Annotated in this window: 10 protein-coding genes; 3 read left to right on the top strand and 7 right to left on the bottom strand. The window is 41.3% G+C overall.

The window, feature by feature from the left end; genetic code table 11:
• Positions 1–3: 3 nt before the first annotated feature.
• Positions 4–654, bottom strand: a complete 651-nt coding sequence (locus LKD41_RS10090; protein ID WP_022243952.1) for an amino acid ABC transporter permease — start codon at positions 652–654, stop codon at positions 4–6.
• A 2-nt stretch (positions 655–656) separates the two neighbouring features.
• Complete coding sequence (locus LKD41_RS10085; RefSeq protein WP_022243951.1) at positions 657–1,520, bottom strand: amino acid ABC transporter substrate-binding protein; 864 nt, start codon at positions 1,518–1,520, stop codon at positions 657–659.
• A 722-nt stretch (positions 1,521–2,242) separates the two neighbouring features.
• Between LKD41_RS10085 and LKD41_RS10080 the strand changes: the two genes are divergently transcribed.
• Together LKD41_RS10080 and LKD41_RS10075 are read left to right on the top strand one after the other, a co-directional pair.
• Entirely contained in the window at positions 2,243–2,419 is a 177-nt protein-coding gene (locus tag LKD41_RS10080; protein ID WP_022243949.1) for a DUF4250 domain-containing protein, read from the top strand.
• A gap of 141 nt (positions 2,420–2,560) precedes the next feature.
• Positions 2,561–3,382 carry a hypothetical protein gene (locus LKD41_RS10075; RefSeq protein WP_227701096.1) on the top strand — a complete coding sequence of 274 codons (822 nt, stop codon included), beginning with the start codon at positions 2,561–2,563 and terminating at the stop codon, positions 3,380–3,382.
• Between the two features lie 7 nt (positions 3,383–3,389).
• Here LKD41_RS10075 and LKD41_RS10070 read toward each other — a convergent pair whose 3' ends face one another.
• Genes LKD41_RS10070 through LKD41_RS10060 form a run of 3 tightly spaced genes read right to left on the bottom strand, consistent with a single transcriptional unit; the run spans position 3,390 to position 8,343 of the window.
• The gene (locus LKD41_RS10070) at positions 3,390–5,141 is read right to left on the bottom strand and encodes an ABC transporter ATP-binding protein (protein WP_227701095.1); all 1,752 of its coding nucleotides are present in this window, start codon (positions 5,139–5,141) and stop codon (positions 3,390–3,392) included.
• A 1-nt stretch (position 5,142) separates the two neighbouring features.
• Positions 5,143–6,870, bottom strand: a complete 1,728-nt coding sequence (locus tag LKD41_RS10065; protein WP_022243946.1) for an ABC transporter ATP-binding protein — start codon at positions 6,868–6,870, stop codon at positions 5,143–5,145.
• A gap of 51 nt (positions 6,871–6,921) precedes the next feature.
• Positions 6,922–8,343, bottom strand: coding sequence for an alanine/glycine:cation symporter family protein (locus LKD41_RS10060; RefSeq protein WP_227701094.1), 1,422 nt, complete (start codon positions 8,341–8,343; stop codon positions 6,922–6,924).
• A gap of 159 nt (positions 8,344–8,502) precedes the next feature.
• Between LKD41_RS10060 and LKD41_RS10055 the strand changes: the two genes are divergently transcribed.
• Positions 8,503–8,955: a ferritin-like domain-containing protein gene (locus LKD41_RS10055; RefSeq protein ID WP_022243944.1), complete on the top strand. Its 453-nt coding sequence runs from the start codon at positions 8,503–8,505 to the stop codon at positions 8,953–8,955.
• Between the two features lie 87 nt (positions 8,956–9,042).
• Here the strand turns inward: LKD41_RS10055 and LKD41_RS10050 are convergent, their stop codons facing one another.
• Together LKD41_RS10050 and LKD41_RS10045 are read right to left on the bottom strand one after the other, a co-directional pair.
• Positions 9,043–10,941, bottom strand: a complete 1,899-nt coding sequence (locus LKD41_RS10050; RefSeq protein ID WP_227701093.1) for a diguanylate cyclase — start codon at positions 10,939–10,941, stop codon at positions 9,043–9,045.
• Positions 10,942–11,173: 232 nt separating this feature from the next.
• Positions 11,174–12,493 (bottom strand): aspartate kinase, encoded by a 1,320-nt coding sequence (locus tag LKD41_RS10045; RefSeq protein WP_117947834.1) that lies wholly within the window; start codon positions 12,491–12,493, stop codon positions 11,174–11,176.
• Positions 12,494–12,520 lie beyond the last annotated feature (27 nt).

The following is a 12,520-nucleotide window of genomic DNA, read 5'->3' as shown; positions in this document are numbered from 1 at the left end:
TCCTTACTTATAATAACTCAGTTTCTTTTCAATTCGTTCCATGATAAATGCCACTACAAAGTTAAAGATGTAGTAGAAAAGTCCTGCTACAAACAATGGCATGATGCTGCTGACACGGGCTGCAATCTGTTTTGCAATGGTAAACATTTCTGCATAAGCCAGTACAAATGCCATGGAAGTATCTTTTACCAGTGTAATAACTTCATTGGTTACCGGCGGCACCACGCGTTTTACCATCTGCGGGAAAATGATTTTACAGAAGGTCTGTGCCTTAGAGTATCCCAATACTTTGGCTGCTTCATACTGCCCTACCGGGATTCCCTCGATTCCTGCACGGTAAATCTCTGCGAAATATGCCGCATAATTAATGGAGAAACCAATGATTGTTGCATAAAAGCTATACTCTTTGGAGATTCGGATTCCAAATAAGTAATATGGTCCGAAATACACCACCAGAAGCTGAAGCATCAGCGGAGTTCCACGCATAATGGATATGTATAATTTTACAAGCCACTGCACCGGCTTAATCCGTGACTTTCTTCCAAATGCCACTAAAAGTCCTAACGGCAGTGAAAATACCAATGTTAATACAAATATAGAAAGTGATGCCAGCATACCGGAACCCAGCTGCTGTGCTACAGCAATAAATGACATATCTATTCTCCTAAGCAAACCATTTCTGGTAAATTATAATCTGTGTAGTTATTTACGATAGTAGTAAATGTTCCATCTTTTACCATCTCATCCAAGGTCTTCTGAACCTGGTCTTTTAACTCTGTATTACCTTTTTTAAATCCGATTGCATACTGCTCGCTGGATACCTGTTCATCCAACATACGGAAAGCATCTCCTCTTGATGACATCTGGTATTTTGCTACTCCGATATCCAATACTACTGCATCTACAGCACCGGACTCCAAGTTCATAAATGCAGTATTGTAATCAGCTACCTGCTGAAGTTCAGCAAAAGATGCAGTCAGCTCTTTATTTTCATCGGTTGCATCATCTCCCTGTAATGCTGCAAGTCCTGAAGAATCAGCCTGAACGTCTACTACTTTTCCTGCCAGATCTGATAATTTATTAATATCCGAATCTTTTGCAACAACTACAACGATACTGTTGTCTACATATGGATCAGAGAATGTATAATCATCTTCTCTTCCGTTCATGGTAAATCCGTTCCAGATACAGTCAATGGAACCTGACTCTAATTCCATATCTTTTGAATCCCAGTTAATTGGTTTCTTTACCAGTTCCCATCCGTTACGGTCGCATACTTCCTGTGCCAGTTCAAGGTCAAATCCGGTATAATCTCCATCCTCATCCATATAACCATATGGTGGAAATTCTGCGTCAAATCCTACAACAAACTGGGTACGGTCTGAACCATTGTCGCTCTTTGCATTTTCAGTATTCTGGACAGATGCATTGTCTTTCTTATCTGCATCCTTACTTCCACAGCCAGCCAGTGACACGGTCATTGCAGCTGCCAGTAAAACAGTCAACATTTTCTTCTTCATAATAGAGTTCCTCCTCTTTTTGTAATATCTTTTTATTAAGTTCTTTTTCCATCACTTTAGTATACTACCATGATAAATCAGTAATGTAAATCATTTTCTATATTAATTTCAGGTTGTCAGCCGATAAATTTTAGACTAAAATTGGGCATATACCTGAATAATCCATAGGTGATTGCGAAGGGGGAGAGTTTTAAGGATAAAGAAATTTTGTGGTATTCGATGTAGGTTTGATTTTTTTGGATGTGAAATGCCAACTGTTCTTAGTAGTCCATTTTTCTTTATTATAAACTGTCTTTTCACTTGCTTTGACAGAATATCGGCACTGTCCGTCAAAAGCGGATGCCACATAATGTCTGCAAGGGGCACTAGGAATTTCGGCATAATTCTGATTTCATCTGGCAACCGGCACATATTCACATCCATGTTCAAATGTGCCTCGCTGGTACATCCCTGTACCAGCGTTGCCTGTTGCCAGACGAAATTCCAAGTGCCCCTAACAGCCCTTAAAAGGCATCCGTACTTTGACGGACAGTACCAATATTCTGTTAAACATGGAAAAGACTGTTTTTATCCGAAAAAGAAAAATGGACTACTTAGAACTGTGGCATTTCATCATCTTAAAATCAAATGTGCAGCGAATGCCTTAAAACTTTTTTATCAGGAAATCCTCTCCCCCTTTCGCAAGCACCTATGCAATCAATGATAAAAGGAGATATTACACCATGAATATACCAAATGACCCAGTCATGTTATTAAGTTACATCAACACGCAGCTTCGGGACTTCTACCCTACCTTAAATGAACTCTGTTCTGCATTAAATCTTTCGAAAGATGAGCTCTGCAGCAAGCTTTCTGCCATCGACTACGAATATGATGAGGAAGCAAACCAGTTTGTATAAATGTGGTCTGTTGTAGTGGTAGGAAAGGCATTTGCAGAGTGGCTGCGTGCAGATACCTGGAAAATGTTCTTTCCCTCTCAGCATCAAAAATAACCACATTTATACCAACCGTTCTGATACACATAACGAAAGGAGTATCCCATGTCACTTTACGAAGACCTCTTGCAAAAACAATTTCTGCCCCACGCCTATGAAGACTGGGCAGAGTATCGCAATGCCATCAGCAACTATCTGATTGCATCTACTGCTGCTGACAGTACTCTTGCTATCTTTGGTGCTGGCTGCTGTAACGACTGGGACTTGTCACTCCTTGCCGGACACTTTTCATCGATTACTTTAATTGATAATAATCTTCCTGCCATGAAACAGGCTCTTAAACGCTATCAACTGGAAACTTATCCTACCATTCACCTTGACGAATGCAATCTTACCGGTTTATACGGCAGTGACTACGAGAATTTCTGTGATACACTCTTTGAGCAGAAAAAGCTTTTTGGTGCTTCCATCGATACGGAGCTTCCGGTCAGTACGGCACTGGCATTTCTGCATCAGACTTATGAGAAAGCCAAAAAGCATGTCATACGCTATGGCAGCCATGCTTTTGATTATTCTGTAGCTTTTGGTCTTCACAGCCAGCTTAATAATATGGCTGCGTGGATCTGGGATACCATTGCAGAAGCCTGTCACTGGCAGGACGAACGGGTAACGGAATATATTGCCTCCCAGACCGATGAGATTGTAAAACGGGTTAATGATACCATTTTGCTTTCTACCGGGAAAGACGCTTTCTTTGGAAATGAACGGACTTCTTCCCTTAATGATTCTCCCGTAATCGGCGCCATGGAATGCATTTTAGACATCAAAAAACGTTACCCCGGCTGCCAGGCAGCTCTCGTTCCATGGAATTTTAATCCGGAACTTGGGGTAACGTACGAAATGCTGTTACAACATGTAACACTATAAATCAATTCTATGACTGTGCGAACTGGCTGTTATAAAGGGCTGCATAGAAGCCATTCTTCTGAAGCAGTTCTTCATGATTGCCCTGTTCGATAATATGTCCGTCTTTCATAACCAGAATAATGTCTGCCTCTTCAATGGTAGACAGACGATGGGCAACGATAAAACTAGTTCTTCCCTTCATCATCCGGCCAAAAGCTTCCTGAATCTTCATCTCAGTTCGTGTGTCAATTGATGAAGTTGCTTCATCCAAAATCAGCATTGGCGGCAGGCAAAGCATAACTCTGGCAATGCAAAGAAGCTGTTTCTGTCCCTGGGAAAGATTGCCACCGTCCTCTGCTATTACCGTATCATAGCCCTTGGGCAGACGTTTGATAAAATTATGGGCATGGGAAGCTTTTGCTGCCTCCATGATTTCTTCATCGGTAGCATCCGGTTTTCCCATACAGATGTTCTCACGAATGGTTCCCTCCTTTAACCAGGTTTCCTGCAATACCATACCATAGCTGCTGCGCAGGCTGCTTCTTGTCATATCTTTCACCGGCACGCCGCTGACACGGATGGTTCCGCTGTTGACATCATAGAACCGCATCAGAAGATTAATCAATGTTGTCTTACCGCATCCGGTCGGTCCGACAATTGCCACACGCTCACCCGGATTGACATGGAGATTAAAATCCTCAATCAGCTTCTGCCCCGGCTCATAAGAGAAGTAAACATGCTCTAAATCCACATCTCCCTTTACTTCCTCTAATACCACTGCATCTTCTGCATCCGGTACTTGTGCCTCTTCATCAATCAGCTCAAATACTCTTGCTGCACAAGCCAGTGCATTCTGTAACTCAGTTACGACACCGGAAATCTCATTAAAGGGCTTCGTATACTGATTTGCATAACTTAAGAAACAGGATAACTGCCCAACACTGATTCCACCATGGATAGCCGAAACTGCGCCAAACACGCCAACACCTGCATAAACTAACGCATTGATAAAACGGGTACTCGGATTGGTAATGCTGGAAAAGAATAAGGCACGAAGGGAATATTTTTCCAGTCTTTCATTAATTTCATCAAAACTTTCCAACGCCTCATCTTCATGGGAAAATGCCTGGACAATTTTCTGGTTTCCAATCATTTCATCGATTAAAGCAGTCTGTTCTCCTCTTGTCTCTGACTGCAGTTTAAACATGGAGAATGTTTTCTTTGCAATAAATCCTGCTACCACAAAAGACAACGGTGTTAAAAATACGACCACTGCCGTAATCTTTACATTGACGCTCAACATAAAACCTAAAGTTCCGATAATTGTTACCACACCGGTAAACAACTGGGTAAAACCCATCAGAAGTCCATCTGCGAACTGGTCTACATCTGCAATTACACGGCTGACTATTTCACCATAGGAATGAGCATCTAAATATTTCAGTGGAAGAATTTCTATTTTACGGATAGCATCCTTACGGATATCCCGGACAATATTATAAGTCATCTTATTGTTGCAGACATTCATAATCCACTGGGCAACTGCCGTAATCAGAATGACTACCACCATTTTCTTAAGGATTGGTGTAATATAAGTAAAATCTACTTTTTCTTTGTCTACGATATAATCAATGGCATCTCCGGTAAGAATCGGAATGTATAAGGTTAAAATTACACTGATCACCGCTAATGCAATGGACAAACCTAAGAATAACCAGTACTTTTTCATATACTTAAGGATTCTTCCAAGGCTTTCCTTCTGTCTTGATTCCTTTTTCATATCAGTGTCCTCCTTCCGTCCTCTTAAACTGCGAATAATAGATTTCCTGATATACGCTGCAATCCTTTAACAGCTCTTCATGGGTGCCGGTTCCTGCAACAGTTCCATCATCTAATACGATAATCTTATCGGCATACATAATGGATGCGGCACGCTGTGATACGATAAATACGGTCGGACGGTTTGGCATATTATGAATTGCCTGACGCAGTTTAGCATCGGTAGCATAATCCAGTGCAGATGAGCTGTCGTCCATGATAAGGATTTCCGGCTGTTTTACCAGTGCTCTGGCAATTGTAAGACGCTGCTTTTGTCCACCGGAGAAATTCTTTCCACCCTGTTCTACTTCCGCATCCAGCTTACCGTCTTTCTTATCTACAACTTCTGCTGCCTGTGCAACGGAAAGTGCCTGCTGCATCTCTTCTTCCGTCGCATCCTCTTTGCCCCAGGCAAGATTACTTCGGACGGTTCCCGCAAACAGCACTGCTTTCTGCGGCACAATACCAATCTTATCTCTTAAATCCGTAATCTTATATTCCCGGACATCCATGCCATCTACCATAACCTGTCCCTCCGTGACATCATAGAAACGAGGAATCAGATTGACCACAGAGGACTTCCCGGAACCGGTTCCACCGATAATACCAATGGTATCTCCTGGCTTTGCTTTAAAATCAATGCCGGTTAAAGTATCTGCTCCGGCACCTTTATAACGCATGGAAACATTGCGGAATTCTACGGTATATCCGGTATCTTCCTTTTTGCTTCCATTTCCATCCACCATGGAAGTCTCCATCTCAAAAATACTCTGCACGCGGTTTCCACAGGCAATTGCCTTGGTTACCGTAATAATCAGGTTTGCAAGCTTTACTAATTCCACCAGAATCTGGGACATATAGTTTACCAGTGCTACTACTTCACCCTGTGAAATCTTTCCGATATTTACCTGAATTGCACCTGTCCAGATAAGAATAACCAGTGCCACGTTGATGATAATATAGGTAAGCGGATTCATCAATGCTGAAATTTTTCCTACGAAGAGCTGTACATCCGTCAGCCTCTCATTACTCTCATCAAAATCTGCAATTTCTTCCTGCTCTTTATTAAAGGCACGGATAACACGGCTTCCGGTCAGATTCTCCCTTGTTACTCCAAGGACTTTATCTAAAGATGCCTGCACCCGGCGGAACAACGGAATTGTAATTATCATAATTCCAAATACCACAACGGATAAAACAGGAATCGTTACCACAAAGATAAGCGCTGCCTTTACGTCAATGGTAAATGCCATAATCATGGCACCAAATACAATAAAAGGAGAACGCAAAAACAGACGGAGTACCATATTGACACCGGACTGTGCCTGATTGATATCACTGGTCATTCTGGTAATCATGGTATCCGTTCCTGCGGTATCCATCTCTGTATAGGACAATTTCTGAATATGGTCAAATAATGCATGACGTACCTTAGTTGCAAAACCTACTGCCGCTTTTGCCGCAAAATACTGTGCAGTAATGGAACAGGTCAGTCCCACTAATGCCAGCAAAATCAAGATTCCACACATTTTCAAGATGAATCCGCCATCTTTATTGCCAATACCGGTATCAATGATTGCTGCCATAACCAAAGGCACAAACAATTCAAAGGATGCCTCTAATAATTTAAATAATGGACTTAAAATGCTCTCTTTTTTATAATCCTTTAAAAAACGCAATAACTTTCTCACTGTACCTGCTCCTAATTAGTGATCACCTAATATTCCCTTTTTCCTATCTTTCTATGGTTGAATCTTATCTTTTTTTAATCCATCCATATAAACTTTGGTTTCAGCCACAACCACACCGCTCAATGCAGTAACTGCAATCAGGTTCGGCAGAGCCATCAGTCCGTTGAAAATATCTGCAATGGTCCATACAGCAGATACTGTCATAAACGGTCCGATAAATACCGCTAAGATGTATAACCAGCGGTATGCCTTTACAACAGCCTTCTTATGTCCGGTCAGATACTCCAGACAGCGCTCACTGTAATAATCCCATCCTAAGATTGTGGTAAATGCAAAGAATACCAGACATACCATCAGGATAAAGGATGCTACCTGATTTGGGAACGGAAGTCCGAGCTGGAATGCCTTGGTTGTAACGGCAACACCTTCCAAGCCCATGTCCCATGTACCTGTAAGTACGATTGCAAGACCTGTCATGGTACAGATAATCAGTGTATCAATTACAGTTCCAAGCATGGAAACCAGTCCCTGTTTTACCGGATAATCGGTCTGGACTGCTGCAGCCGCAATTGGTGCACTACCAAGTCCTGCTTCATTTGAGAAAATACCACGGGCAATACCTTTCTGCATTGCTACAATAATACTTCCCATTGCACCACCGGCTACCGCCTTAAATCCAAAGGCGCTCTTTATAATGGTTGCAAATGCTGCTGGAACCTCTGTAATATGCATCACAATAATAATTAAAACAACAACCACATAAGTCAGTGCCATAAATGGTACAATGACCTGTGATACTGTAGAGATTCTCTTAATTCCACCGATGATAACAAGCGCCACACAGATGGTAAGAATAATACCTGCAATAATTACAGTCCAGGAATAAGTTCTTCCAAAGAGGTCAACTGTCCAGATGGTATCCGGGTCAAAGAAACCCTTTACTGCACTGGTAATACCATTAATCTGTGTAAAGGTTCCGATTCCAAATAAGCCTACACCTACACCAAAGAAGGCAAATAATTTTCCAAGCCATTTCCACTTTGGTCCCATTCCTTTTTCAATATAATAAAATGGGCCGCCGATGATATGACCATCTTCTGCCACCACACGGTACTTGATTGCCAGAAGACACTCACTATATTTTGTGGCAGTTCCTACCAGTGCTGCTATCCACATCCAGAATAACGCACCCGGTCCACCTTCTACCAATGCAGTTGCTACTCCGACAATATTTCCGGTTCCTATGGTTGCTGATAATGCAGTGCAAAGTGCTGCAAAACTGGATACTTCGCCGGATTCGCCACTCTTTTCATTTTCAAACAAATATTTTACTGCTAATGGTAATTTCCTAATCTGAAGTCCCTTCAGGCGGATGGTAAGAAAAATTCCCACCAGAAGGATCAATACAATAAGTGGTACACCCCAGACAAAATTATCAATTTTACCAAGAATGTTGTTAATCTGGTCTAACATTTTTGTTCGCTCCTATTCTCTTTTGATTCCAATTTAAATGGTTAAATACACTTTAGCATAGCACAGTTATCAAGTGCAATCAATAATTCTATCTTTTTTTTGCATAATTTGTATAAAAATACTCCTTTAGGGTTATATTACGGATGAGGTGATGACAAAATGATTTTAACCGAACAAGAGACTATGCTGTTAAATGATTTAAAACAGCAGGAAGAACTTTGCCGCGACAAATATGCCTTTTACAGCAGCGAAGCAAAAGACCCTGAATTAAAACAGTTATTTGAGGTCATTCAGAAAGAAGAAGCAGAACACTATGACACCATCAGCAGTCTGCTTTCCGGTGATACGCCTGATGTTGGTATAGCTGCCCCGAAGAACTATCAGCCAAAAGCTGCTTACCATGCATCCAGTGAAAATGCCGACAAGAAGCATGATGCATTATTGTGCAGTGATTCCATTTCCAGTGAAAAGTATGTATCTTCCGCATACAACAACGATTTATTCAGCTTTGCTTCTCCAAAAGTCCGTCAGATTTTAAACCATATCCAGACGGAAGAACAGCAGCATGCAGAAATGATTTACCGTTATAAAACTGCAAATCAGATGGCTTAACCTGCAGATGCATTGCAACTGTCAAAAAGGCATCGGAACAGGAAATTTTTCTGCTCCAATGCCTTTCATGCTTTTTATACTTATTATTTATTTTCGCTGCTCACGGTTCTTACATTTCATCTCATACATTCGCTCATCTGCCCAGTTAATATACTGTTCCATGGATGCCTCGGTATCCGGCTCCTTCTGGTAATAACCAATACTCATAGACAGACGGTACGGCAGCTTCTCATCCCTCTGCCACTGCTTTAACAAGGCTGTTATCTGAGCTTTCTTTTCTTCAGCCTGTTCCCAGCATAAAGCATCAGAAACCACTAAGAATTCGTCCCCTCCATAACGGATAATCAGTTCCTTTTCACAGAACGCCTCCTGTAATGCCTCTGCTGCAAAGCAGATTGCCTGGTCACCCGCTTCATGACCAAACTCATCATTGATTTTCTTTAACCCGTCCATATCAGCAAAGATAAATAACAATCGACGTCTGCTGGTATTTGCCTGTTTTACCATATCTACCACAAAACGGTTGATTCCCATCCGGTTATAAACTCCTGTCAGGCTGTCGCGGACTGCCATATTATCAATGTTACGGGCAGCATTCCGAAGTTCTGATACATTCTTTAACTTTTCCAATGCATTACTGATATTACGAATCCAGACATAATAATTCGGAATATGTTTTGTATCCAATGTACCGGTCAGTATCATATATCCCAGGCAATTATCCCTGAAATGAACCGGCATATAGAGATATTCCCCTGAACCTCTGCCATTCCACATTGCCGGGAACATCTGCTCACTGGTAAAAGAATAAAATTCCGGCATGCCGTCCTCATTATTTAATTTGGTTATGTATATCTTGTTTTCATAATCCCGGGTAATTGTGCGGTTGCGTAAAATGCTGTTACCACGGCCGGTCATCTCATAATAAATACTCTTATTCAGGCACAGATATACATCCTCTGTCGTAAACTTCCCAATATTCTGGCGGATACAGAAGATTAATTCTTCCAATGATTCGCACTCCATCATCTCATCTTCCATATTGCGTATCTGATAAGTATATTTTTCATTTTCTTTTTTTTCAAAGTATAACGTTTCTATCGCAGATACCACGCGCTTTTTATCCTCTAAAACACAGCCACAGCTTTCATGCACTGCAACACGGGAAGATAAAATCAGCTCCTGTTTCTTCCCTGTCTCAATTTCCTGCAAAAGTAACTGCATAGCGGTATAGCCCAGTGTCTCCTTTGGTCTGGCTACCGTAGTAATTCCCGGAATATAGCGCTGGGTATCATAAGAGCCATCAAATCCTGTTACTGCTATGTCCTGTGGCACCTGATATCCCAACTGTTTCAAACGGTTGCAGGCACCTAATGCCATCTCATCATTGGCACAGCAAAGTGCCCGTGGTATCTTTCCAGCCTCTTCCATGGCATCCACTACCCGTACGCCACTGTCAAAGGAAAAATCCCCATGCCATACCGCATAATCTTCTGTTGAATAGTTCTTTTCTTCCACAAAATCTTCAAATGCCTTCTGGCGGATATTACTCTCTTCATTTGTTGCATTTGCAGCTACAAAATGAATTGGATGATAGCCATGACTGTCAACATGCTCTATCATCTCCCGCATTGCCTTATAATTATCTATTCCAATCAGGCTTAAGCCTTCTACCTTTTCCTCAAAGCTTACTGCAGGAATGCCAGCGTGATGTATTCTTCGAATAATTTCCTCTTTTGTTGGTTTCTCCCAAATTGTATTGGTCGCAAGAATTACGCCATCAAAACGCGAAAGATTAGCCAGCGAATATATTTTATTTTCTCCAAGCACATGCTTGTCCGAAATCTCACTCCCTGCCTGACAGGAAAAAATAGAGATTGCATAGTTTGCTTCCTTTGCCTTACGAATAATACCATTGATTAATCTGGTCTGATATTCACTATTCCATCCAGCTAAAAAGACTGCAATATTACCCAGTTCTTCCATTATGTTCCCTCCAGCATATTTCTTTTATTTTACCACAAATATTCCGACTTTCCACCCACTTTTTATTAAACTCCTTAAATTTATTTACCAGACATTTTTATACGCCGCAGTGTGCATCCTCGCGGAGCGTTTTTTACTTTACAGGAACGCAATTTCCTGTAAAGTAAAAAAAGACCTGCAAAATAACAGGTCTCTTTTTCTACATCTTCTTTATATATTTTCTTCAGTTTTCTTATAACTGCGTTGTTACGAAAATATCGTAAATTGCCTTGATGGCATTTTCAAAATCAGAATTACTTACTCCAATGATAATATTTAACTCAGATGACCCCTGGTCAATCATCTTAACATTGACATTCGCATGTGCCAGTGCTGAGAAGATTCTTCCGGATGTTCCTCTGGTGGAACGCATACCGCGTCCTACAACTGCAATCAGGGCGATGTTAGACTCTAATTCTACGCTGTCCGGCTTTGCAAGGCGGTGAATTGCAGATACAACCGCCTGTTCCTTGCCTTCAAATTCCGGCTGATGTACAAATACGGTCATGGTATCAATACCAGATGGCATATGTTCAAAGTTAATACCGTTTTCTTCAAATGCAGAAAGCACTTTACGTCCAAAACCAACTTCTGAATTCATCATATCTTTATCAATATTTACAGATACGAAGCCTTTCTTTCCGGCAATACCGGTAATGGTATATTTGGACTGGTGACAGGTTGTTTCCACAATCCATGTTCCCTCATCTTCCGGTGCATTGGTATTACGGATGTTGATTGGAATACCGGCTTTACGGACCGGGAATACTGCATCTTCATGTAATACGCTTGCTCCCATGTAGGAAAGTTCTCTTAACTCACGGTATGTAATTACTTTAATTGGTTCCGGATTGTCAATAATTCTTGGGTCTGCAATCAGGAAACCGGAAACATCAGTCCAGTTCTCATATGCTGTAGCATGAACAGCCTTTGCAACAATAGATCCTGTAATGTCAGAGCCGCCTCTGGAGAAGGTCTTAACACTTCCGTCCGGCATGGAACCATAAAATCCAGGAACTACAGCACGTTCAACCTTGGAAAGACGTTTGCTCAACACTTTATCTGTCTTGTCTGCATCAAAGTTACCATCTTTATCAAAGAAAATTACTTCTGCTGCATCCACAAATTCATAGCCTAAATAGTTCGCCATTACAATACCATTTAAATATTCGCCTCTGGAAGCTGCGTAATCAGAACCTGCCTTAGCTGCAAAGTTCTTCTCAATTACTTCAAACTCATCTTTCAGAGAAAGCTTTAAGTTCAATCCGTTAATAATGGAATCATAACGTTCTGCAATCTTTTTTAATTCCTTATCGAAATCCTCATCATTTTCCGCCAGAGCATAACATGCATATAACATATCTGTTACCTTGGTATCTTTGGAATTTCGTTTTCCCGGTGCACTTGGTACAACATAGCGGCGTTCCGGGTCTGATGTGATAATCCTGCCTACTTTTGCAAACTGCGTTGCACTTGCAAGTGAACTTCCACCAAATTTAACTACCTTAATCATCGTCATTTGCTCCTTTACTATCTCATA

The sequence above is a fragment of the Roseburia sp. CLA-AA-H209 genome, assembly GCF_020687575.1.
Lineage (GTDB): Bacteria > Bacillota > Clostridia > Lachnospirales > Lachnospiraceae > Roseburia_C > Roseburia_C amylophila.
Note: the sequence above shows the minus strand (reverse complement) of the source record. Positions and strands in the feature narration are given on the sequence as shown.

Excerpts from the sequence above, each read along its gene's own strand:
- LKD41_RS10060 (WP_227701094.1), bottom strand. The coding sequence starts at position 8,343 with ATGTTAGACCAGATTAACAACATTCTTGGTAAAATTGATAATTTTGTC.
- LKD41_RS10050 (WP_227701093.1), bottom strand. The coding sequence starts at position 10,941 with ATGGAAGAACTGGGTAATATTGCAGTCTTTTTAGCTGGATGGAATAGT.
- LKD41_RS10085 (WP_022243951.1), bottom strand. The coding sequence starts at position 1,520 with ATGAAGAAGAAAATGTTGACTGTTTTACTGGCAGCTGCAATGACCGTG.
- LKD41_RS10090 (WP_022243952.1), bottom strand. The coding sequence starts at position 654 with ATGTCATTTATTGCTGTAGCACAGCAGCTGGGTTCCGGTATGCTGGCA.
- LKD41_RS10075 (WP_227701096.1), top strand. The coding sequence starts at position 2,561 with ATGTCACTTTACGAAGACCTCTTGCAAAAACAATTTCTGCCCCACGCC.
- LKD41_RS10080 (WP_022243949.1), top strand. The coding sequence starts at position 2,243 with ATGAATATACCAAATGACCCAGTCATGTTATTAAGTTACATCAACACG.
- LKD41_RS10070 (WP_227701095.1), bottom strand. The coding sequence starts at position 5,141 with ATGAAAAAGGAATCAAGACAGAAGGAAAGCCTTGGAAGAATCCTTAAG.
- LKD41_RS10045 (WP_117947834.1), bottom strand. The coding sequence starts at position 12,493 with ATGATTAAGGTAGTTAAATTTGGTGGAAGTTCACTTGCAAGTGCAACG.
- LKD41_RS10055 (WP_022243944.1), top strand. The coding sequence starts at position 8,503 with ATGATTTTAACCGAACAAGAGACTATGCTGTTAAATGATTTAAAACAG.